18 protein-coding genes and 1 pseudogene are annotated in these 23,268 nt (G+C 63.8%); 3 read left to right on the forward strand and 16 right to left on the reverse strand.

Annotation, left to right across the window (positions count from 1 at the left end; translation table 11 throughout):
* The 6 genes and pseudogenes from D2T30_RS16915 to D2T30_RS16940 all read right to left on the reverse strand — a co-directional run.
* Positions 1 to 217, reverse strand: a pseudogene (locus tag D2T30_RS16915) (aldehyde dehydrogenase (NADP(+))); the annotation flags it as partial.
* Between the two features lie 246 nt (positions 218 to 463).
* Positions 464 to 1,309 carry an ureidoglycolate lyase gene (locus D2T30_RS16920; protein ID WP_128209843.1) on the reverse strand — a complete coding sequence of 282 codons (846 nt, stop codon included), beginning with the start codon at positions 1,307 to 1,309 and terminating at the stop codon, positions 464 to 466.
* A gap of 54 nt (positions 1,310 to 1,363) precedes the next feature.
* The gene (locus D2T30_RS16925) at positions 1,364 to 2,554 is read right to left on the reverse strand and encodes a fumarylacetoacetate hydrolase family protein (RefSeq protein WP_338325448.1); all 1,191 of its coding nucleotides are present in this window, start codon (positions 2,552 to 2,554) and stop codon (positions 1,364 to 1,366) included.
* Positions 2,551 to 3,279, reverse strand: coding sequence for an amino acid ABC transporter ATP-binding protein (locus D2T30_RS16930; protein ID WP_128209844.1), 729 nt, complete (start codon positions 3,277 to 3,279; stop codon positions 2,551 to 2,553). Before D2T30_RS16930 ends, D2T30_RS16925 begins: the two co-directional genes overlap by 4 nt.
* Before the next feature lie 19 nt (positions 3,280 to 3,298).
* The gene (locus D2T30_RS16935) at positions 3,299 to 3,949 is read right to left on the reverse strand and encodes an amino acid ABC transporter permease (protein ID WP_128186304.1); all 651 of its coding nucleotides are present in this window, start codon (positions 3,947 to 3,949) and stop codon (positions 3,299 to 3,301) included.
* Positions 3,950 to 3,959: 10 nt separating this feature from the next.
* A complete protein-coding gene (locus D2T30_RS16940) occupies positions 3,960 to 4,640 on the reverse strand; it encodes an amino acid ABC transporter permease (RefSeq protein WP_128209845.1) in 681 nt (226 codons plus the stop codon).
* 130 nt (positions 4,641 to 4,770) lie between these two features.
* Between D2T30_RS16940 and D2T30_RS16945 the strand changes: the two genes are divergently transcribed.
* The gene (locus D2T30_RS16945) at positions 4,771 to 6,303 is read left to right on the forward strand and encodes a UxaA family hydrolase (protein ID WP_128209846.1); all 1,533 of its coding nucleotides are present in this window, start codon (positions 4,771 to 4,773) and stop codon (positions 6,301 to 6,303) included.
* 98 nt (positions 6,304 to 6,401) lie between these two features.
* Here D2T30_RS16945 and D2T30_RS16950 read toward each other — a convergent pair whose 3' ends face one another.
* The 9 genes from D2T30_RS16950 to D2T30_RS16990 all read right to left on the reverse strand — a co-directional run bounded on the left by D2T30_RS16950 (position 6,402) and on the right by D2T30_RS16990 (position 17,176).
* Positions 6,402 to 7,433: a GntR family transcriptional regulator gene (locus tag D2T30_RS16950; protein ID WP_128186310.1), complete on the reverse strand. Its 1,032-nt coding sequence runs from the start codon at positions 7,431 to 7,433 to the stop codon at positions 6,402 to 6,404.
* A 99-nt stretch (positions 7,434 to 7,532) separates the two neighbouring features.
* Positions 7,533 to 8,342 (reverse strand): shikimate dehydrogenase family protein, encoded by an 810-nt coding sequence (locus D2T30_RS16955; protein ID WP_128209847.1) that lies wholly within the window; start codon positions 8,340 to 8,342, stop codon positions 7,533 to 7,535.
* Entirely contained in the window at positions 8,342 to 9,265 is a 924-nt protein-coding gene (locus D2T30_RS16960; RefSeq protein ID WP_128209848.1) for a dihydrodipicolinate synthase family protein, read from the reverse strand. The genes D2T30_RS16955 and D2T30_RS16960 overlap by 1 nt, the downstream gene beginning before the upstream one ends.
* A 63-nt stretch (positions 9,266 to 9,328) precedes the next feature.
* Entirely contained in the window at positions 9,329 to 10,126 is a 798-nt protein-coding gene (locus D2T30_RS16965; protein ID WP_128209849.1) for a transporter substrate-binding domain-containing protein, read from the reverse strand.
* Between the two features lie 467 nt (positions 10,127 to 10,593).
* On the reverse strand, positions 10,594 to 12,225 hold the full coding sequence (locus D2T30_RS16970; RefSeq protein ID WP_128186318.1) for a dipeptide ABC transporter ATP-binding protein: 1,632 nt from the start codon (positions 12,223 to 12,225) through the stop codon (positions 10,594 to 10,596).
* 2 nt (positions 12,226 to 12,227) lie between these two features.
* Positions 12,228 to 13,097 carry an ABC transporter permease gene (locus D2T30_RS16975; protein WP_128186320.1) on the reverse strand — a complete coding sequence of 290 codons (870 nt, stop codon included), beginning with the start codon at positions 13,095 to 13,097 and terminating at the stop codon, positions 12,228 to 12,230.
* Between the two features lie 58 nt (positions 13,098 to 13,155).
* The gene (locus D2T30_RS16980) at positions 13,156 to 14,097 is read right to left on the reverse strand and encodes an ABC transporter permease (protein WP_128209850.1); all 942 of its coding nucleotides are present in this window, start codon (positions 14,095 to 14,097) and stop codon (positions 13,156 to 13,158) included.
* Between the two features lie 4 nt (positions 14,098 to 14,101).
* Complete coding sequence (locus D2T30_RS16985) at positions 14,102 to 15,682, reverse strand: ABC transporter substrate-binding protein (protein WP_128209851.1); 1,581 nt, start codon at positions 15,680 to 15,682, stop codon at positions 14,102 to 14,104.
* A gap of 60 nt (positions 15,683 to 15,742) precedes the next feature.
* Positions 15,743 to 17,176, reverse strand: coding sequence for an amidohydrolase family protein (locus tag D2T30_RS16990; protein ID WP_128209852.1), 1,434 nt, complete (start codon positions 17,174 to 17,176; stop codon positions 15,743 to 15,745).
* Positions 17,177 to 17,973: 797 nt separating this feature from the next.
* Between D2T30_RS16990 and D2T30_RS16995 the strand changes: the two genes are divergently transcribed.
* Both D2T30_RS16995 and D2T30_RS17000 read left to right on the forward strand, forming a co-directional pair.
* Positions 17,974 to 20,052, forward strand: coding sequence for a hydantoinase/oxoprolinase family protein (locus tag D2T30_RS16995; RefSeq protein WP_128209853.1), 2,079 nt, complete (start codon positions 17,974 to 17,976; stop codon positions 20,050 to 20,052).
* The gene (locus tag D2T30_RS17000) at positions 20,049 to 21,803 is read left to right on the forward strand and encodes a hydantoinase B/oxoprolinase family protein (RefSeq protein ID WP_128209854.1); all 1,755 of its coding nucleotides are present in this window, start codon (positions 20,049 to 20,051) and stop codon (positions 21,801 to 21,803) included. Before D2T30_RS16995 ends, D2T30_RS17000 begins: the two co-directional genes overlap by 4 nt.
* A 101-nt stretch (positions 21,804 to 21,904) precedes the next feature.
* Here D2T30_RS17000 and D2T30_RS17005 read toward each other — a convergent pair whose 3' ends face one another.
* Positions 21,905 to 23,239 (reverse strand): FAD-binding oxidoreductase, encoded by a 1,335-nt coding sequence (locus D2T30_RS17005; protein WP_128209855.1) that lies wholly within the window; start codon positions 23,237 to 23,239, stop codon positions 21,905 to 21,907.
* Positions 23,240 to 23,268: the final 29 nt, after the last annotated feature.

The raw sequence follows: 23,268 nt of genomic DNA on the forward strand, positions 1-23,268 counted from the left end.
CGGCGATGGCGGTGAGGAAAGCGGCGCGCTCGGCCCGGCTCGCGTAGCCATAGGACCAGAACGCCTCCTCCGCCGCCTCCGCCGCCCGCTCGACCAACTCCACCGTCCCCATCGAGAACCGATGCGCCGGACCGAACGCCGGCTCGTTCTCAAAGAAATCCTCGCCGCCGACCCAGTCGCCTGCGATCAGATGCCTGCCATGCGGGGTGAATGTCATGATGTCTTCCTCCTCATATCTGTCTTTGTGGAACTGGCCGCTCTGAAGGGACCGGGGAAATCATCGCCCCAAGGCACCGCGCGCCCCGAAGCGCATTCCAGAACCCCCGGGCGCTCCCTTTCCCTGTCGTGTTTCCATAAATATCCCGGGGGTGAGCCCGGAACGGGCGAGGGGGCAGCGCCCCCTGCGCCCCATCCGCACACGCCACGATCCCGGTCCGGAAACCCGTTCCCAATATGCGGCACCTCAGACGGCCCGCACGACCCTTTGTGATTGCACACCAAGCCCATCAATCCCGAGGCGCAACACCTCCCCACCCCGCAAGAAGACGGGCGGCTTCTGGCCAAGCCCGACTCCCGGCGGCGTCCCGGTCGAGATCACATCTCCGGGCTGCAGCGACATGCATTGCGACAGGTAGGAAATGATCGTTGCAACGTCAAAGATCATCGTTCCGGTCGTGCCGTTCTGGTAGCGATGGCCGTCGACCTCCAGCCAGATCGACAGGTTGCCGACATCGCCAGCTTCGTCGGGCGTCACCAGCCAGGGGCCGATCGGGCCGAAGGTGTCGAAGCCCTTGCCCTTGTCCCAGGTGCCGCCACGATCCATCTGCCAGCTTCGTTCGGAAACGTCGTTGACGACGCAATAGCCCGCCACATGAGACAGGGCCTCTTGAGGCGGAATGTACTTGCCACCCTGGCCGATCACGACGCCCAGCTCCACCTCCCAGTCGGTCTTTTCGGAACCGCGCGGAATCTCGATATCGTCATTCGGGCCGGACAGGGCCGAAATCCATTTGTTGAACACGACGGGCTCCCTGGGGATCGGTGCGCCCGTCTCGGCGGCATGGTCGGCGTAATTCAGCCCGATGCAGACGAATTTCCCGACGCGCCCGACGCAGGGGCCGAGCCGTGGTTCGCCCCCGACCCGGGGCAGATCCGCAAGATCGAGCGCGGCGAGCCGGGCAAGCCCATCGGGTAGCAGCACGTCGCCCGCGATGTCTGCCACATGGCCGGACAGATCGCGGATGCCTCCCTCCGGATCGAGAAGGCCGGGTTTCTCCTGTCCCGGCGGTCCGTAACGCAAAAGCTTCATTGTGTGATCCTCATTCCTCGCAAGTGGTGCCGCGACCCGAACCGGTCGCGGGTTTCAACGGAACACCCCCAGCAAACCACGTCCGGCAAGATTGCGCATCAGCGCACCGGCGCCGAATTCCCATGACGGGCAAGCCTCGGCGCGGGCCACGCGGTTCACCAGCGCACCAAGCTTCGGGGTCGAGACGCTGACGATATCGCCATCCCTGTGGGTGAACCCCTGCCCGTCACGTTCCTCGGTCGGGGCGAACATCGTGCCAAGGAACAGCACCGCGCCATCCGGATATTGATGATGCGGACCGATCATCTGTGAGACGAGGTCAAGCGGATCGCGGCTGATCTGGCGCATGGAGGAAAGCGCCTCAAGCGCATAGCCGTCGGGGCCTTGCACATGCAGCGTGACCTCGGCCCGCCGGATGTCATCCAGCCCGAAACCCGCATCGAAAAACCGCAGGAAAGGGCCGATCGCACAGGATGCGTTGTTGTCCTTGGCCCGGCCAAGAAGCAGCGCAGAGCGCCCCTCGACGTCCCGCAGATTGACGTCATTGCCAAGCGTCGCGCCGACTACGCGCCCGTCGGGCGCGACGATCAGCACCACCTCCGGTTCGGGGTTGTTCCACTGCGAGCTTGCCAGAACCCCGCAATCCATTCCCGTCCCGACCGCGGACAGGGGCTGGGCCTTGGTGAAAATCTCTGCGTCGGGACCGATGCCGACCTCCAGATACTGGCTCCAGAGCCCACGGGCCAGAAGGACCGACCTGACCTTTTCGGCTTCGGGACTGCCGGGCCTGAGGCCCGAAAGATCGCCCGCGACCAGATCGCCGACCTCCGCGCGCAAGGCTTCAGCCGCGACCGGGTCGCCCTTGGCGCGCTCTTCAAGCAGGCGTTCGAGCAGCGAGACCGCGAAGGTCACGCCTGCGGCCTTCACCGCCTGCAGATCGACCGGGGCCAGCAGATAGGGCAAACGCGCATCGCGCCCTTCGGGACGGCTGTTCGCCAGAACCTCCGCGAGCCCGGCGACATCGCGTCCCTCGGTCGCGGTCAGGGCCGCCGCCGGGTCTGCCTCGGCGCAAAGCGCGCTCATCGTCGGGAAAGCCCGCGTCACGTCAATGAGACGTTCGCCGCGCAGCGCGCAGATCGCGGGCCCTTCCCCCGGCAGCCAGAGGCGCGCGGCAAGGGTCGCCGCCTCCCTGTCCTCGGGCATCGTCCGCGCGGGATCGAGCCCCGTCAGCGCAGCGGAGCTCACAGCCCGCTCCCGACGAACTGGCGCAACTCGGGGGTCTGCGGATTGTCGAACATCGAACCGTCGCCGGTTTCCCAGACGACGCCCTGATGCATGAAGATGATTTCGTCGGCGACGCGGCGGGCGAAACTCATCTCATGCGTCACAAGGACCATTGTCATGCCGGATTGCGCAAGCTGTTCGATCGTCTTGAGAACCTCCGCCGTCAGTTCGGGGTCGAGCGCGGACGTCACCTCGTCGAACAGGATCACGCGGGGCTGCATCGCCAGGCTGCGCGCGATCGCGACGCGCTGTTGCTGGCCACCCGAAAGCTGCTCGGGATAGGCCTTCGCCTTTTCGGCAAGCCCGACCTGTTCAAGAACCTTGCGCGCGATCTCATGCGCCTCGGCCTGCGAGGCCTTGCCGGTCAGCCGGGGGGCGAGGGTGACGTTCTGCTCGACCGTCAGATGCGGAAAGAGGTTGTAGCTCTGGAACACGATGCCGACCTCCATACGCAGATGGCGCAGGTCGCAGTTCGCCTCATGCAGCTTGCGCCCGCAGACCTCGAGCGTACCGGACTGGATCGTCTCAAGCCCGTTGATACAGCGCAGCGCGGTGGATTTCCCGGATCCCGAGCGCCCGATCAGCGCGACGACGCGGCCTTCCGGAACGGTCAGCGAAACCCCTTTGAGAACCGGGAGGGTGCCGTAGGATTTATGGACATCCTTGAAGGTGACAAGTGCGGTCATGGACAGATCTCCGGATGGATCAGCCACGCTTCAGGCGCCGTTCGAGACGGCGGCTGTAAAGCGAGAGCGGATAACAGATGGCGAAGTAAAGCAGGGCGGCGATGCTGAAGATCACGAACGGCCTGAAGGTCGAGTTGTTCAGAAGCCGCGCGGTATAGGTCAGTTCGGCGAAACCGATGACGACGGCATAGGAGCTGTTCTTCACGATCTGGACAAGAAAGCCGACCGTGGGCGCGATCGATATCCGCACCGCCTGCGGCAGGATCACATGGGTCAGGCGCTGGAACGGCTTGAGAGCAAGGCATTCCGCCGCCTCCCACTGCGCCTTGGGCACCGACATCAGCGCACCGCGCCATATCTCGGCCAGATAGGCCGAGCAATAGGCCGTCATCGCCACCGCTGCCGCGACCAGCGCCGGCACGCTGAACCCCGCGATCGACATGCCGAAATAGCACAGGAACATGATGATCGGCAGCGGGATGCCCTGGATCAGGTTGATGTAGCCGGCGATGCCGAACCGCAGCAGCCGGTTCTTCGAGATCCGCCCGACGGCCGCGGGCAGGCCGATGACCGATCCGCCGACAAAACCCAGAAGCGACAGGATGACGGTCCACCCCGCGCCCTGGAGGATGAACAGAAGCTGGTTGGGTGTAAGCCCTGCAAAAGTCATGTGGCTTTCCTCACAACGGGGTGCGCAGACGGCGGCGGGTGAAGGCTATCCGGGCGATGACCTCGAACATCGTCCGGGTGAGCCACGACAGCACCAGATAGATCACGGCGACGACGACATAGACCTCGAAGCCGCGGAAGGTCATCGACTGGATGCCATAGGCCGCGCCGGTCAGCTCCTCGACCGAGATCTGGGACATGATCGACGTGGCGAGCATCATCAGGATGAACTGGCTGACAAGTGCCGGATAGACCCGCTCGACCGCCTGCGGCAGTTCGATATACAGAATGACCTGCCACCTGCGCAGCGCGAGGCAATCGGCCGCCTCCTTCTGGCCGCGCGGGATGGATTCAAGCCCGGCGCGGATGATTTCGGTGGTATAGGCGCCGACATTGATCACCAGCGTGATGATCGCGGCCCAGAATGCGCCGATCTTCAGCCCCATCGAGGCCATGCCGAAGAACAGCCAGAAGGCCTGCACCACCAGCGGCGTGTTGCGCACCAGATCGACATAGCAGCCGACAATGGTGCGCAGGGTCTTGCCGCCATGCACCCGCGCGATCGCGCAGGCGGATCCGAAGATGAAGCCGAACAGGATGCTCAGCACCGACAGGCCGATGGTCAGCCGCATCCCCGCAAGCAGGTCCGGCCAATAGTCATACAGAAAACTGAAGTCGAATTGGTAGCTCAAGCTGCCCCTCCCAGGTTCCGGCAGACCTCCCCGTCTGCCGCCCTCCTTGCGCCGGCCCCTTATTGAGACTTGACGCAGACCGGATAGCATGTTTGAACTATGCGTGCAATATACATTTTGGAGGCAATACATGGCCAGCCTCGACAGCCCGGCGATCCTGCTCAATCCGATCGACGACGTCGCCGCAGCCCGCCGCAAGATCCGGCCGGGCGAATTTACGGGAATCGATGACATCATCGCCTGCGAAATCATCCCGCGCGGGCACAAGGTCGCCTTGCGGGCGATCCCCGCCGGTGGCGAGGTGCGCAAGTTCGGTCAGGTGATCGGCCGCGCCACGCAGGACATCCTGCCCGGTCAGCATGTCCATCTGCAAAACCTCGCCGTGGTCGAATCGCAGCACGAACATCAGTTCTCGGTCGACATCGAGGCGAAAGGCATGATCCCGCCCGAGGACTGCCGCACCTTCATGGGATACGACCGCGGCGCGGGCGGTATCGGCACCCGCAACTTCATCGGCATCCTGACCACGGTGAACTGTTCGGCCACGGTGTCGAAATACATCGCCGACCACTTCAACCGGTCCGGCGGGCTTGATGGTTTCGACAATGTGGACGGCGTCGTCGCCCTGACCCACGGCGGCGGCTGCGCGATCAGCATGAAGACCGAGGGCTATCTTTACCTGACCCGGGTCATTCAGGGCTATGCCCGCCATCCGAATTTCGGCGGCATCCTGATGATCGGGCTGGGCTGCGAAACGAACCAGATCGCCCCGATTCTGGAACATTACAAGCTTGAGGAAAGCAACCGCTTCCGCACCATGACGATCCAGCAACTGGGCGGCACGCGCAAGACGATCGAGGCGGCTTCGGAGATGATCCGCGAGATGCTGCCGTCGGTCAACGCGGTGAAACGCACCCGACAGCCGCTGTCCGGGCTGAAGGTCGCGCTGGAATGCGGCGGATCGGATGGCTATTCGGGGATCACCGCGAACCCCGCGCTTGGCCATGCCTCGGATCTGATCGTGCGCAACGGCGGCACGTCCTGCCTTGCCGAAACGCCCGAGATCTATGGCGCGGAACACCTGCTGACCCGCCGCGCGACCACCCCCGAAGTGGCCGAAAAGCTGCTCGGGCGCATCGACTGGTGGCGCGACTATACCGCCCGGAACGGCGCCGAGCTGAACAACAATCCGAGCCACGGCAACAAGGCGGGCGGGCTGACGACCATCCTGGAAAAATCGCTCGGCGCGGTCGCGAAGGGCGGTTCGATGCCGCTGCGCGCGGTCTACGAATATGCAGAGATCATCCGCGAGCGCGGCTTCGTCTTCATGGATACGCCGGGCTATGATCCCGTTGCCGTGACCGGGCAGATCGCCGGCGGCTGCAATGTCGTGTGCTTCACCACAGGGCGCGGCTCTGTTTCAGGATACAAACCCGCGCCCTGCATCAAGATCGCCACGAACACCGACATGTATGACCACATGCAGGAGGACATGGATATCAACGCCGGCACGATCGCCACCGGCGACGAGAGCATCGAACAGGTGGGCGCGCGCATCTTTGAGCACATCATCGCCGTGGCCTCGGGCGAAAAGAGCCTGAGCGAAAGCTACGACTACGGGGACAATGAATTCGTCCCGTGGCAGGTCGGCGCGGTCACCTGACCCGCCCTCCGGACGGTCGCATCCCTCACGGAACGACCCGCGACCGTCCGGAAGACGCAGCCGATGATCCGGGATGCTGAGCGGGCGGTTCGCCGCGTTCAGGTGAAATAGCTGAGCCTTGCGGGCGGCGGGCCATGACGCACGGTTTCGGCACGCTCCATCACCTTGGCAAGCGATCCGTGGATATGGCTGCGCATCACCAGTTGCAGCCCCTCCCGGTCGCGCCGCAGCATCGTCCGGAAGGCCGAGATGTGCTCCCCCATGAAGGGTTCGTGATCGGGCATCGCCACCCGTATCCCGACGGTATGTTTCGACAACGTCAGCACGCAATGGGTCCGCTGAAGGATCTTCACCAGTTCCTGGTTCGGCGATCGCTGGACACAGCGCACATGCAGATCCAGTTCAAGATCATACATCGTCGCCGCCGTCACATTCGGATATTGCGCCAGCGCCTCAAGATGGCGATCCAGCATCGCCCCGATCTCGGCGTCGCTCAGCCGTTCCAGCGCACCGCCAAGCGCCAGCGGTTCCAGATGCTCGCGCACCTCGTAAAGATCGCTTAGCCTGCGGTTGTCCAGTGGCACGATCGACCAGCGGGAGGCATCGTCCTTCTCGATCAGCCCGAGGGTTTCAAGCCGCAACATCACGTCCCGCGCCACCGTCCGCCCAACCCCGTAGTGGCGGGCAAGCTCCAGCTCGTTGACCCGCAGACGCCCGAAGAACGAGCGATAGACCACCTGGCTTTCGACCTCTTCGTAGATCGTCTGCCAGGCAAAGCTGGGGCGTTCCTCCTGCTGGGCGGCAAGGTCGACCAGAATCTCCGCAAGATTGGCGCGGATCGGTGCCGTGCCCGACGGGCCGACAACGAAGCCCCGGCCATCGAAGCGGCTGATCAGCCCTTCATCGGCCAAAATTCGCAAAGCCTGACGCACCGGCGCCCGGCTGGTGCCGAACAGCTCGGCCAGCGGCCCCTCCAGAAGCACCGCCCCCGTCGGGACGCGCTGGCCGCGGATTTCATCCTTCAGGCTGTCGGCGAGGCTTTCGTAAAGGCTGAGCTTGCGGACATGCGCGCCCGGCGGTCCACCCTGCGGCCCCCCGGAGTTCGGGTCGTCTTCCTGACCGGGTTCCACCTGACACTCTCCACAAACTGCGCTGCCCGGCGGACCGGGCGAATTTCTCTTTCGAATACAGACGACGCGGTGATCGACATCCCGCGCCGCCGTTCCAAGCTATAGACCGAAGAAATCCGACATCAACTCGGTCTGATACTCAAGCATCGGTTTGCCGGGGTGGATAGCGCAGCCGATCCCGCGCGCCGCCGCCAGCAAAGGGGTGATTTCCGGCTCCATCACCACCTCGGCCACCACCATGCCGGTGGACAGTCCCGATACATCGAACGGCAGAGCATCGCCATCGCGCAGACCAAGAGAGGTGCCGTTGACGGCGATATCATGGTTTTCGGGATTCTCGGTGCCGACCCTGAAGTCGACAGAAGGATAGACCGACGCAAGCCTGTCACAAAGCTCCGCCGCGCGTTCCATCGTGCGATTGTAGATCGTCAGTTGCGCCACGCCTTCGGCGGCGAACGCCTCGGCGATGGCCTTCGCCGCTCCGCCCGCACCGGCCAGATAGACGCGCCTGCCCGCGACCTCATGCCCCGCCGCCTTCAGTCCCGCGAGAAATCCGATGCCATCCAGCGCATCGCCATGGATGCGCCCGTCCGGCATGCGCCGGATGACGTTGACCGCGCCCACGAGACGCGCGCGGTCGCTGATCCTGTCGCACAGGTCAAGCGCGGCGTTCTTGTGCGGGACCGTCACGATCCCCCCGTCAAAGCTTTTGACCTTCCGAAGCGTATCGAAGATCGCGGAAAGGTCTTCGGGAGCAATATGGAACGGCACCATGACCGCATCCTGCCCGCGCCGGCGCGCGATTTCGTTGATCAGCGGCGGCGCTTTCACATGCCCGACCGGATCGGCGAAAATACCCAGAACCCGGGTCCTGCCGGTGATCGTTGCCGGATTTTCCTCGGCAGCCATCACTTCCCCCAGCTCAGTGCAAGGGGCTGCAGTTCGCCGGCAAGTTCCAGCAGACCCTTGCGGGTCTCCGGATGCAGCGGGGTCAACGGATGGCGCACCCGGTCCGAACGGATGACGCCGCCGGCGCGCATCACCGCCTTGGCTGCGCGCAGGCCGCATTGGCGGTTCTCGTAATTGATGACCGGCAGGATCCGGGCATAGGCGGCCAGCGCCTCGGACCGGCGACCGGCGAAGTGATGTTCCAGAACCGGCTTCACCAGATCGGGGATCATCGCGCTGACCATCGTGCCGGTGGCCCCGGCGTCGAGGTCGGCCATCAGGGTGATCCCTTCCTCGCCGTCGAACGGCCCCTCGATCGCATCCCCGCCCTCGGCGATCAGCGCCCGCAGCTTGGCCGCGGTGCCGGGAACCTCGATCTTGAAATACCGCACGAGCGGCAGCCTGCGCGCGATCTCGACCAGCAGCGGCACCGGCATCGCCGTGCTGCTGAGCGGCGCGTCCTGGATCATCACCGGAATGCCCGCCTCGGAGACACGCTCGAAATGCTCGAAAATCTCCGTGTCGCCGATGCGCATGCCGGTGCCATGATAGGGCGGCATCAGCATCAGAAGCGCGGCGCCATGCCCGGCCGCATGCTTCGCCCGGCTCACGGCGATGTCGGTCGAGAAATGGCTGCAGGTCACCATCACGGGCACCCGTCCGGCCACCTGTTCAAGGCAGGTTTCCGTCAGGACCCTGCGCTCCTCATCGGTGACGAGGAACTGTTCGGAATAGTTCGCGAGGATGCATATGCCATCCACGCCCTGATCGATCATGCAATCCATGACGCGACGCTGGCCTTCAAGGTCCAGACTGCCGTCTTCATGGAATACGGTGGGTGCGACGGGAAATAGGCCCCGGTAGGGTTTCTGTTGGGTCGTCATATGTGTTCCAAGGTCCAGTGGTCCGGAAGGGATCGCAGCGGCATCGCGCCGCTGCGGCCTTGCTTATTCCAGAAGCGACTCCGGCAGATCGTGATGGAAATACTTCTTGTAGATCCCGTTCAGTTCGCCGTTGCGCAGGTTTTCCGTGACCCATTCGTTGACCCAGTCGGTCAGTTCGGCGTCGGATTTGCGCAGGCCGACGGCCATCGGATAAGCCGCCATCTCCACCTTCACTTCCAGCTTCTTGTTCGGGTTCTGCTCGGCCACTTCGTTTGCCGTCGACAGAGCCGCGGCCAGCAGATCCTGCTGTCCGGTGGAAATCGCACTGATCGACGTGGCCTCATCCTCATAGCGTATGATGTTGGCCTTTACGTTCTCGGTCCTGAGCAGCTTCGTCACCTCGATATCCGCCGTCGTGCCGCGGGCGACCGCGATTTCCTTGCCCGCAAGGTCTGCGGGAGAAGCGATGTCCATCGTCGCGGGCGCGGACACCACCACCGGAATGACACCGTAGGGGCGCGAAAAATCGATGACCTTCTGACGTTCCTCGGTGATCGAGAAGGATGCGATGACCACGTCCACCTTGCCTGTCATCAGGTAAGGCACACGATTGGCCCCGCTGACCGGCACGACCTCGAGCGCGACTCCCAGATCCTTTGCCAGGAGTTGCGCCGTCTCGACATCCGAGCCGGTCTGCCGCGCATTCGAATCGAGCATGCCATAGGGCGCATGGCCCACGTCGATCGCGACAAGGATCTTTCCGCGTTCTCTGATTTCTTCCGGTGTAGCGGCGCTGGCCGCGATGGCGAATACCGACAGACCGATGCCGACGGCCGTCGCCGCGAACTTGCTGACTCCCATATCCTCTCCTCCCTGACACCCGGCCCGCGACAAAGCCGCGGGCGAATGATCAGACGCTATCATAAAGTCTTTTGCGTGCAAAGGACATTTTATGACGCAACTGCGCCACAGGGCCGTGTCGCGCCATTCGGGCAAGGGCCGAGACGCTCCTTTCCTTTCGACGTCAGTGCATACGGATGATCTCGGCTGTGCCGAGTGCCATGATCGCCTACCTGCCGGCCGGGCTGACCCGAGCGCTTAAAGCCCGAGGCTTTGGGCCTTGTTTCCCGCACTTGCGGAACGTTCTCTCGACCCCGTGGCGTTCACCTGCTCGGTCATGAACCGCTTCAATGCTCTCGGCGCCGAGATCGAACGTGTTGCATGAACCACATCGGGTAAGGGGGAACCTGCATCAGCCCCCCGGTAGCGCAACGATGCCTGTCGGAGTTCTCCTGCCGGAAGCCTCTTTGTTTCCACCGCTGCGCGCGTCAGGCGAAGGGCCGGAAGTGTTCAAAGTCCCAGTTCCTCCCGGGGGCCGCGCCGATCAGTTCACGGGTATAGGCCTGCGCCGGTCGGGTAAGCACCTCGTCCACCGAGCCGGATTCGACCACTTCGCCCCGCTGCATCACCAGGACGCGATCGCAGATCCGCGCCGCCACACGCAGGTCATGCGTGATGAAGATGATACCGACGCCGGTTTCGTCGCAGATCTCGCGCAAAAGCTCCAGCACCTGCTTTTGCACCGAAACATCCAGCGCTGACACCGACTCGTCGGCGATCAGCACCTCGGGGCGCAATGCCAGTGCCCGCGCAATGCAGATGCGCTGCCTCTGCCCGCCTGAAAACTGGTGCGGATACCTGTCCATCATCTCGACGGAAAGTCCCACCCGTTCCAGCAGATCACCGACGCGCGCATAGGCCTCTTCCCTCGGTGTGCCGAAGTTCAGCATCCCTTCGGCGACGATGTCGCGCACCCGGAGCCGCGCGTTCAGGGAACGGAACGGATCCTGAAACACCACCTGAAAGCGACGCCTGTAGGGACGCAGCTGGCGTTGCGACATGGCGGATATGTCGGTGTCGCCAAGGCGGATCGCCCCGCCTGTCGGCTCAATGAGCCGCGTCAGGCACCGTGCGAGCGTCGTCTTGCCGGAACCGGATTCTCCGACGATCCCCAGGATCTCGCCCGTTGCCAGCGTCAGCCCGGTGGGCTTGAGCGCATCGACCCGGCGACGCCCGGACAGAAAGCTGCCCTGCGTATAGACCTTGTTCAGATTGGCCACCTCGAGGATCTGCGCCCCCGTGACCGGCATGCGCCCCGGCGGCACAAGGCTCGGCACAGACGAGACCAGCATCCGCGTATAATCCTGCCGTGGCCGCGCCAGAATCTCGTCCCGGGTTCCGGTTTCGACCAGATCGCCGCGGTTCATCACCACGATCCGGTCGGCAATATCGGACACGACGCCGAAGTCATGCGTGATGAACAGCACCGCCGTTCCGAACTTCTGCTGCATCTCCTCGATCAACGCCAGGATCTGCCGTTGCGTCGTCACGTCAAGCGCGGTCGTCGGTTCATCGGCAATCAGCAGGCGTGGGTTCAGGATCAACGCCATCGAGATCACGATGCGCTGCCTCTGCCCGCCCGAAAGCTGATAGGGATACGAGGCGTGGATACGCTCGGGCGCTGGCAGATGCACGGCCTCGAACATCTTGAGCACACGCTCGCGGCGGGTCACGGCATTGCCCTCGCCATGCACGCGCAGCACCTCCTCGACCTGCGCCCCCACGGTCTCGGTCGGGTTCAGCGCGGTCATCGGTTCCTGAAAGACCATCGACATTCGCGTGGCGCGCATCTGCCGCAATTCCTCGGCCGAAGCCGCAAGAACATCGATCCCCTCCACCAGGATCCGCCCGGCAGAGACCCGCAGTGCCCCGGGATCAAGCAGCCCCATCACCGCCAGCGATGTCAGCGATTTCCCGGACCCGGATTCGCCCACCAGACACAGCGTCTCGCCCGCATGCAGCGTGAACGAAATATCGCGGATCAGCGTCTTGCCGCTTTCGACGAGCGATACGTCAAGATTGTCGATCCGGAGGATTTCCTTGGTTTTCGCGGTCTCCATGATCAGTGTCTCTTCTCGAGTTTCGGGTCGAACCTGTCGCGCAGCGCGTCTCCGATCAGGTTGATGCTCAGCACCGTCAGCGCCAGGAATATGCCGGGAAAGAAAATCAGCCCCGGACGCAACTGAAAGTAGGTCCGTCCCTCGGCCATGATATTGCCCCAGGACGGGATTTCGGGCGGAAGCCCGACACCCAGAAAGCTCAGCGCCGCCTCGGTCAGGATCGCCGAGGCAAGAACGAAGCTGCCCTGCACGATCAGCGGTGCCAGCGTGTTGGGCAGCATGTGGCGAAACAGGATACGCCAGGTCGGCGTGGCGAGGGAAATTGCCGCCTCGACATAGGGCTCCGAGCGCAGGCTCAGGATCACCCCCCGCACCAGCCGCACGACACGCGGAAACTCCGGCACGATGATGGCGATCAGCACGGTTCCCAGATTCGCCCCGGTGATGGCGACCAGCGCCACCGCCAGCACGATCGACGGAATCGACATGATACCGTCCATCACCCGCATGATCGTGGCATCGGCCAGCGGGAAATATCCCGCGAGCAGCCCCACCGCGAGGCCAAGAAGCAGCGACGCCAGCGCGGCGACAAAACCGACGATGATGGACGTGCGCGCGCCGTAGATCACCCGCGCAAAGACATCACGGCCCATCGCGTCGGTGCCGAACAGGTGTTCGGCCGAGGGCGGCTTGATGCGGTTGGCGGCGTTGATATGAAGCGGATCGCCCGATGTCAGGAACGGCCCCACCACCGCCACGATCAGGATGAAGACGAGGAAGGCACAGGCGACGCGCACCGGCCAGTCCCGCGACCGGGGCCGGGAGCGGGCGGCAGCGGGCGCCTTGCCCGGAAGATCTTGGACCTTTTGCATTTGGAACCTTTCGGCGTGGCTTCGGCATTCGTGGCCGCAGGCACGTTCGTTTCCGCGTTCAATATCGGATGCGCGGGTCGAACAGGGTATAAAGGAGGTCGATGACCAGATTGATCCCGATATAGATGACGGAGAGCAGCAGGATCAGGCTCTGGATCAGCGGATAATCCCGGGCGAGGACGGATTCCACGACCAGACGGCCGAGCCCGGGGATGTTGAACACGCTTTCCGCGACGACGACGCCGCCGATCAGGAAAGCCGCCCCCGACCCGATGACCGTGATGATCGGCACCGCCGCATTGCGCAGCGCGTGGCGCAGGAACACACTGCGTTCCGGCACACCCTTGGCGCGCGCGGTGCGGATGAAATCCTCGCCGAGAATCTCAAGGACGCTCGAACGCGAGATCCGCGCGATCAGCGCGATATAGACCGTCGACAAAGCCAGCGTCGGAAGCGTGATGGTGCGCGCAAACCGGATCGGATCACTTGCCAGAGAGGCGAACCCCTGCACCGGGAACCAGCCCGCCTTGAGCGACAGCAGGTAGATCAGCATGTAGCCCGTGACGAAGACCGGGGTGGAGAAACCCAGCACCGCCAGCGTCATCACCAGCCGGTCGCTCAGACGCCCCCGCGCCCAGGCGGCGTAGACCCCGAGCGGAATGGCCACGAGAATCGAGAAGGTCATGGTCGTGACCGCCAGCGAAAGCGTCGGCCCCACACGCGCCGCGATCATCTCGGCGACGGGCTTGTTGGAATGCAGCGACGTTCCGAAATTGCCCTGGCGCAACTGATCGAGCCAGTAGAAGAACTGCACGAAGACCGGCTTGTCCAGCCCGAGCCGCTGCCGGATTTCGGCAAGCTGGGCGGGTGTCGCGGAATCTCCTGCCATGATCGCCGCAGGATCGCCCGGCGCGAAATGAAGCAACAGGAAGACGATCAGTGCGACCACCCCCAGAACGGGGATGGTCGACAGCAACCGCCGGACGATGTAGCCCAGCATCGGCTCAGTTCTCGCTCTTCGAGATGTTCCAGAAGATGTTGGCCGGCGCGGGCAGGACACCCTCGACCTTGCTGGAATAGCCGGTCACCCGTGCGAAGCCGCCGATCGGAACGAAGACGACCTCGTCGTAGACAACGCCCTGAATGTCATCCGCGATCTTCTTGCGGGCGTCATAGTCGGATGCGAGCAGGAAATCGTGGATCTTCTCGCCGATCTCCGGAACGTCGGCCCAGCCGGCATATCCTTCGCGGCCTTCCGCGGTGATCATGTAGTTGCGCAGCGGATCCTCGATCTCGGTGTTGTGCCAGCTGGTCACGAAGATGCTCCAGCCACCTTCCGAGGTCGGCCCCTGATTTGCGCGCCGCGACAACATGGTCATGAAGTCGGTTGTCGCGAGTTCCACGTTGAAACCCGCTTCCCGCAGCTGCTGGGCAATGGTCGGTGCCAGCGCCGACATCGTCGAGATGTCCGAAACGTGGAAAATCACCACCGGTTCGCCGTTGTAGCCCGCTTCCTTGAGCAGCGCCTTGGCCTTTTCCGGATCGGGCTTGACCACCTCCTCGGCCATCACGTCACTTTCGTAGGGCAACCCGCAGCCGAAGGCGGCACCACAGATCTGGTAGCTCTCGGGATCGCCGAACTGCGCCTGCATGATCTCTTCCTGCCCAAGCGCGGCAAGCGCAGCCTGACGCACCAGCTTGTTGTCGAACGGCGGCTGAAGGAAGTTCATCCGGATGCTGATCTGATAGCCCAGCTGATCGAGCTTGTCGGTCTTGATCACGTCGGTCTGGACAAGCGGCAGCAGGTCGGGCGGAATGGTCTGCAGATAGTCGATCTCGCCGCTGTTGAGCGCGTTCACCGCGGTCAGCGGGTCGGGCATCTCGATACGCTCGATGCGGTCGACCTTGGCGATCTTCGCCCCGGCGAACCAGCTCGGCGGCTCACTGCGCGGCACATAGGCCTCGTTCTTCACATAGACGGACTTGACGCCCGGCTCGTATGCCTCCGGCAGGAACCTGAACGGACCCGAGCCGCGATAGTCGGTGATCTGTTCGGTGAACGGCGTTGCGGCCGCTTCTTTCGGCATGATGAACAGGGGCACACCGCTCGGCTTGGCAAAGGCTTCGAGCACCACGCCCGAGGGACTGGTCAGCGTCAGCACGAATGTCTTCGCGTCCTTCGCCTCGAGCGAGTCGGTGATCGACATCAGCGCGATGCCCATGCGGTCGCGCTGTCCCCAGCGTTTGATCGAGGCGATGACGTCCTCGGTGGTGACCGGGGTCCCGTCGGTCCAGGCCAGCCCGTCGCGCAGCGTGAAGGTGTAGACCAGACCGTCATCCGAAACGGTGTAGCTGTCCACCATCTGCGGCTGCACCTTCTGATCGGCGTCGAGACCGAACAGCGTGTCATAGATCAGATAGCCGTGGTCGCGCGTCTGGTGCGAGGCGCTCATGATCGGGTCGAGGTTCCCAAGGCGGCTTTCCATGACCACCCTGAGTTCGTTCGCGAGAGCGGGCGGAGCGAACATCGCCGCACCGAACAGTGCGGCGGAGAGTCCGGCGGCCCGGAAATTGAAGTAGCGCATGTCAGTTTCCCTGTCGGTTGTATGTTTGGATCCCGCGCGAACCGCGCGAGACCGGAGGCCTTAGCGGCGGAATTCGGGGAAGCTTTCGGGCGACAGCTGGTTGATGTCGCGGTGGCCCCAGTCCTGCCGGTGCATGTTCGCCCACATATGTTCCGCCCCTTCCTGCAGATTTGAGGTCAGCGCGGGAATGTCGAACTTCGGCAGCTTGCGATCGCGCATGATGAACTGACCATCCACCATGCTGGAATTCAGATCCTCGGCCTGAGCCGAATAAACGATATTGCGGACCGGGTCGCGCATCGGCGTCATGAACAGACTGGCGCCTTCCCAGAACAGCAGGTCGGCTTTGGCCCCTGCGGCGACCCGGCCCAGATCATCGCGGCCAAGCGCCTTGGCGCCGCCGATCGTGGCCGAGTTGAACACGTCGGCGGCGGTGGCCACATCCGTGCGCCGGTCCATGATCTTGCTGATGACCGCCGTCCAGCGAAGCGCGTCGATCATGCTCTGCGGGCAGGTGTCGGTCGCAAGCGTCATGTTGACGCCGCGTTCCAGGAACCGCGCGTAGCTTTCCATCGCAATGCCGCGGCGGGCAAACACCCAGACCGCATGCGCGACATTGGTGCCCGTATCGGCAAGGATGCCGATGTCGTCTGCGTAATAATTCGCCCAACTCGACCCGCCCGGCATGATCACATGCCCAAGCAGAACGTTGGAGCCAAGAAAGTCGATGCTGCGGAGCCATTCCACCGGTGAACATCCGTAACGGCGGATGATCTCCTGGAACTCGGGCACCGACTGCGAGGTATGCAGCGCGATCGGCACGTTCATTTCATCCGAGATCGCCTTCGAACGCCGCAGAAGCGCCTCGGAGCAGGTGTCGATCTGCAACGGGGTCAGGAAGCCCTTGAGCCGGCCGTTCGCCCGCCCCTCGATCGCTTCAATGAAATCGACCGCCTTCTGCATGGCGCCGAAGCCATCGTCCTCATACCATTCATATTGGACGCTGCGGCCATCGTTGGTGAACCAGCGGCCCGAGCGGTAGGCCTGCCCGATATAGGCGCGCAGACCCGCCATCTCGCATTGATCGGCCACATAGTCACCGTGCCAGCCCATCTCGACGATGGTCGTGGTGCCGGTGCGGATCAGTTCCGGCATCGAGATCGCCACCGAGGCGCGCCGCGCCGCATCGGTGATGGCGCCGTCGCGGGCGCTGAGAAATTCGAACAGCCCCGAGAGATAGAAATTGCGCGGCCCCACGTCCTCGACGAACGAACGGTCGAGCGGCGATTCGCTCAGATGCGCGTGGGTGTTGATGAACCCCGGCGTTACGATCTTGTCCGATGCATCGACGATCTCGTCGGCGTCCCCCTCGAAGCTGCCGCCGACATGCGTGATGCGATCATCCTCGACGACGATGACCCCGTCCCGCAGATGGCGATGCCCTCCATCCTGCCAGGCGATCACGTGCCCGGCCCGAATGACAGTTCTGACCACGTTGATTTCCTTTCGCTGATGACGAATCATCCGTCACTTTCAAAATTTAGGTGACTACTGAATCCAATATGCGGCAATTTAAAAATTCCCCGATGCAAATTTCTGCCCGGAAACGTGAGGGAACAGGCCGAATATTAAGCTAATGCACAAGTGATACGCATGTATTCCGCCATCTCACCGGGGGCATGACCCGATGGAGCACCACCGCAACAGCAGCAATTTCGAAATGTTCCATTCAAGCGCCCAGAACATCGCCTCGCCGTGGCCGACCACGGCCCTCCCGGACAGAAGCCACCATGGCGGAACATCCGCCCCACACCCTGGCCCCACTCAATCCGGCTGTGTCGTCCACCTCACACCAAACAGGCCGAGCAGACAACGCACACCTATCACCCCCGCCCGCAGCGACCGCAAAGCCCGGAAAGCTCAATTATTGCTGACCAATGGCGACGTCTATCATTGGACAAGACTTCCCCCTCCCCATCATGCACCCCGCACATCGACGAAGATCATCGGGCTCGGGATCAGCAGGGACTTCGCACAGCAGAAAGCGCCCCGCCCCGCCAAGCAACAGGCTATCGTCGGGACCAGGATCCACTTCGCGGCGCACCCGCGCCTCCCCCACGGCCATGATCGATGAAAAGGGATGAGCTGCCCGCACACCGGGCATTCCGTCAGCAATTCAGATCAAATATTGAGCAAACACATCACAATTCACCACAATACGATCGTCCCTATAGATCTGGAATATTTATGATCTATGGATTCATGACGCATAATCATAGAAAGAGATCGACATGAAAATGATCGGCGTCGATGTCGGCGGGACGTTCACCGATTTCGTCTACAGCGATATGGACCGGGGCTCGCTCGCCATCCACAAGGTCTCGACCACACCGTCGGACCCATCCCGCGGGGTCATGCAAGGCATCGTGGAGCTGTGCGAAAGAAACGGGGTCGATCCCTCCGAGATCTCCTACGTCCTGCATGGCACCACCACCGCGACGAACGCCGTGCTTGAAGGCAAGGGCGCCACCTGCGGCATGATCACAAACGATGGGTTCCGCGACATCATCCACATCGGCCGCCATCAGCGCCCGGAGCATTACTCGATCCGTCAGGACATCCCCTGGCAGGCCCGCCCCCTCGTCAGGCGCCGCTTCCGCAAGACAGTGCCCGGTCGCATCGTGCCGCCTACCGGCGAGGAGCTGGTGCCCCTCGACGAGGAAGCCGTGCGCCGCGCAGCGCGTGAGCTGCATGCCGAAGGCGTCAATTCGGTCGCCATCTGCTTTCTCTTCTCCTTCCTCAACCCGGCGCATGAGAATCGCGCGAAGGAGCTTGTTCAGGAAGAGATGCCCGAAGCGTTCGTCACCACCTCTTCCTTCATCTCGCCACAGTTCCGGGAATTCGAGCGTTTCACCACGGCCGGTCTTGCCGCGTTCATCGGCCCCAAGGTCGACCGCTACATTGCACATCTGGATTCCGCCCTGCGCGATCTGGGCATGACGGCCGAGTTGCGGATCATGGCCTCGAACGGCGGCGTCGCCACACCAAAGATGGTGGTCGAGAAACCCGCCCTGACATTGCAGTCCGGACTGGCTGCGGGGGTGCTGGGCGGCGCATGGATCGGCGCTCAGGATGGCCGCGACAGGCTGATCACGCTCGATATCGGCGGAACGTCGGCCGATATCGGCATCATCGTCGATGGCCACGTGACCGAAACCGATGCCCGATCGACGTCGATTGCGGGCTTCCCGTTACTGATGCCGATGCTCGACATTCACACCATCGGTGCAGGCGGAGGCTCGATCGCCTGGCAGGACCGTGGCGGCGCCTTCCGCGTCGGCCCGCAGAGCGCCGGCGCCGAACCCGGGCCGGCCGCCTACGGCCGGGGGGGAACCCTGCCCACCGTGACAGATGCGAATGTCGTGCTCGGACGGCTTGCCCCGCAGGATTTTCTCGGCGGCGAGATGGGCCTCGACGTCGCTGCCGCGCGACAGGTGATCGACGCGCTGGCCAGGCGTCTGGCCATGAGTTCGGAAGAGGCGGCCGAGGGCATACTGACCATCCTGAACGCCAACATGGCCAATGCGATCCGGTCGCGGACGGTGCAGAAGGGGATCGATCCGCGTGGATTCGCGCTTGTCGCCATGGGCGGCGCGGGGCCTCTTCATGGGGCCGAAGTGGCGCGGATGCTCTCGATCCCCGAGATTCTGGTGCCGCCCTCTCCCGGCATTACCTCTGCAATGGGGCTGCTGACCACCGACCTGAAATATGATCTCGCGCGCACCCAGTTCCAGCTTTCGACCAGGGTCGACCTGGATCGCATCAACGCGGACCTCGCCAGCATGGAGACGACCCTGATACGCCAGTTCGCCGAGGATCACATCCCCGAGGAGGCGATCGGCTTCAGCCGGATGGCGGACATGCGCTATCAGGGACAGGGCTACGAACTGAACGTGCCAGTCCCCGCGGGCGTTCTCGATGCTGCGGCGCTGGACGTGCTCTGGGCTCATTTCCATTCCGCGCACGAGAGAGAATACGGCCACGCCTTCCCGGGCAACCCGATCGAGATCGTCAACCTGCGCAGCATCGCGCGGGCGGAACTGCCCAAGCTCGGCGCGCTTGCCGCAGCCGAAGGCGGCAGCCGCGCCGCCGCCTTCGAACGCACCGTCGAGACGGTCTTCCGCGTCGGCAGCGGGCTCGAGAGTTTCAAGACCTCGGTCTATCGCCGGGCCGCCTTGCCGGTGGGCGAGGATATCCCGGGCCCCGCCATCGTCACCCAGAAGGACAGCACCACCGTCGTGCCGCCCGGCGCCAGCTTCCGCCAGCTGCCCTCGGGCAGCCTGCTCATCACTTTGGGAGACCTGAAATGAGCCAGCGCATCGATCCCGTCACCGCTTCGGTCATCCAGGGCGCGCTCGACAACATCGCCACCGAGATGGGACACAAGCTGATGCGCATGTCCTATTCCTCGATCATCCGCGAATCCGAGGATTTCGGCGCGGCGCTGACCGACGAAACCGGCCGCCAGCTGTGTGAATGCACCTTCTCGACACCGCTGCAGTCGGGCCCGATCCCCGGCTATATCCGCAACATCCTCAAGGTCACGGCCGAACGCGGTGATTCGCTGCGCGAAGGCGACGTCATCATGCACAATGATCCCTACGGCGGCGCCTCGCACGGGCCGGACGTTGCCTTCGTGATCCCTGTGTTCATGGATGGGCGGCTGGTCGGATTTTCCGCCACCACGGCGCACCATCTGGACATCGGCGCCCAGACCCCCGGCAGTTGCGGCATCGTCGAGGCAGTGGATACCTATTCCGAGGGGCTCCAGTTCAAGGCCATCAAGGTCTATGACGCAGGCCGTCGCAACGATGCGGTCTGGCATATTCTGAACGGCAACATACGTGCGCCGCGTCTGGTCGTGGGGGACATGGAGGCACAGATCAAGTCCGCCCGCATCGGCGCCGAGCGCTACAAGGCACTGATCGATCAATATGGCGAAGTGACTTTCCGGGCCGCCTGCGAAGATCTGATGGATTATTCCGAGCGGCTGATGCGCGATGCAATCGCGGCGCTGCCCGATGGCGATTACAGCGCAACGACGATGATCGACGGCTATCTCGATGATCCGGATCCCGCGCGCCACCACCTGCCGATCTGCGCCACGGTCAGGATCCGGGGCGACAGCATGGTCGTCGATCTGACGGGCACGGCGAAGCAGGTCGACGACCGGCCGATCAACATGCCGTTCACCGGCACGACGGATTGCGCGGTCTGGCTGACGGTGCGCTCGATCCTGCTCGATTCCGTCGAGTTCGGCGCGATCCCGCAAAACGCCGGTCTCACCCGCGCGATCAAGATCGTGGCGCCCAGGGGATGCCTTGCCAACCCCACCTTCCCCGCGCCGGTGATCGCGCGGTTCTGCCCCGGCAACCAACTGGCCGATACAGTGATGAAGGCACTCTCGCCGATCGTGCCTGAAAAAGTATCGGCCGGGATCGGCAACTTGCGGATCGTCGCGCTTTCGGGGCTGCGGGACGAACAGCACTGGGTCCACATGGAAATCATGGAAGGGGCCTATGGCGGCCGCTTCGGCAAGGACGGCATGGATGCGGTCGACACGCTCTATGCCAATACCCGCAACAACCCGATCGAGGACATCGAGAGCCATATCCCGGTGCGCTGCGACCGATACGAACTGCTCGACGAACGCTGCGCCCCCGGCAAGTGGCGCGGCGGCGTCGGTGCGGTGCGCGAATTCACCTTCCTCTCGGATGCCGGCTTCTCGGTCGAGGGAGAAGGGCACGACATCCGCCCCTGGGGCTTCGACGGCGGCGCCGAGGGGATCGCGGCGTCGATGACGCTCGCCCACAGGAATGGCACCACCGACGCCCTGCCTTCCAAGGTGCCATATTTCAAGGTCCGCGCGGGCGAGCGCCTGATCTGCGAGGGGCCTTGCGGCGGCGGCTATGGCAACCCGCATGAGCGCGCGCCCGAGGCGGTGCTTGAGGATGTGCTGGACGGGTTGCTGACACCCGAAATGGCGCTGGCGGATTATGGCGTGGTGATCCGCGACGGCACGGTGGATGCCGAAGCGACGCGACGCACCCGCGCGGCCTGAATATTCCGTGGCGAGGAGGAGCGCGGAGATTTTCCACGCACCTCCACGGTTCACGAATGCCATCTGGCGCCCGTGGTCTCCGGCCGGCCCCGATGGCAGCGTCAGATCACCTTGCCCGCGTTCAGGATGCCCTTCGGGTCGAGAGCCGATTTGATCGCCCGCATCGCGGCGATCTCGTCCGCGCTGCGTGAACGGTTCAGCCAAGATCGCTTCAGTGTCCCGATCCCGTGTTCGGCCGAGATCGACCCGCCCATAGCCTGCACCAGATCATAGGCGATACGATCGAGCCTGTCCCCCGCATTGCCGTGGTTCGGCAGGTCGATCATCGCATGCAGGTTCGAATCTCCTATGTGGCCGAAGAAATAGCATTCAGCCCCCGGATCCAGCCTGCGCACCGCCCTCGCGCAGGCCGTGGCGAATTCGTCCATCCGTGCCACCGGCAACGAAACGTCGAGGTTGTGCAATCCCTTGAGGGAGCGGGTCGCCCTTTCGCTCTCGCGCACGTCCCAGAACCGTCGCGCATCCGCACCCGACCGTGCGACGAGAGCATCCGTGATCAGCCCCGCCTCGAAAGCGGTTTCGAGCAGAGTCTCAAGGCCGGGCCCTTCGACCTCGATCAGAACCGCAAAGGACGGCGGCCCTGAGAACATCCCAAGCCCGCCCGACATGATGAAATGATCGCGCCACATCGCTTCGAAAGCCGACAGGACGACCCGGCCGCGCGCCATCGCCAGCAGCCGCAGCACCGCGGCATAATCGGCCAGTGCGCATAGCGCGGTCTCGGAAGCCGGCGGCAGGGGACGCAGCCGCAACACCGCCCGGGTCACCACGGCCAGCGTGCCTTCAGAGCCGATGATGAGATTGCGCAGATCGTAGCCGGTATTGTCCTTCATCACGCGCATCAGATGCGAAAGCACCTTTCCATCCGCCAGAACCGCCTCCAGCCCCAGAACGTTGTCGCGCGTGGTTCCCTGACGGATCACCCGCACTCCCCCGGCATTGGTCGAAACGATCCCACCGATCTGACAACTGCCTCGCGCGCCAAGGTCGATGGGAAGCAGGAAGCCCGCATCCCCGGCGGCTTTCTGCGCGGTGGCCAGCACGGTGCCCGCGCGCACCACCATGACGCCGGCATCGGCGTCGATCTCCTCGACACCGGCGAAGCGTGAAAGTGACAATGCCACGCCCTCCGCACGCGGCATCGCGCCGCCGGCAAGCCCTGTCAGTCCGCCCTGCGGAACCACCGGCAGGCCATGACGATGGCAGATCGCCAGCGCCGCAGAAAACTCCGCGACCGAGGCAGGCCGTAGCAGCGCCAGTGGCGGTTGCCATGGCGCCCCGCTCGCGTCCCAGATACGCGTTTCGGTCACCCGCGACCCTGTCAGGCAGCCCTGCGGGCCAAGAACGCCCGCCAGTTCCCGGATGGGATCGGTCATATCCGATCTCCTGGCCCCGGCCGCATATC

It is taken from the genome of Paenirhodobacter populi (assembly GCF_004022215.1).
GTDB lineage: Bacteria > Pseudomonadota > Alphaproteobacteria > Rhodobacterales > Rhodobacteraceae > Rhodobacter > Rhodobacter populi.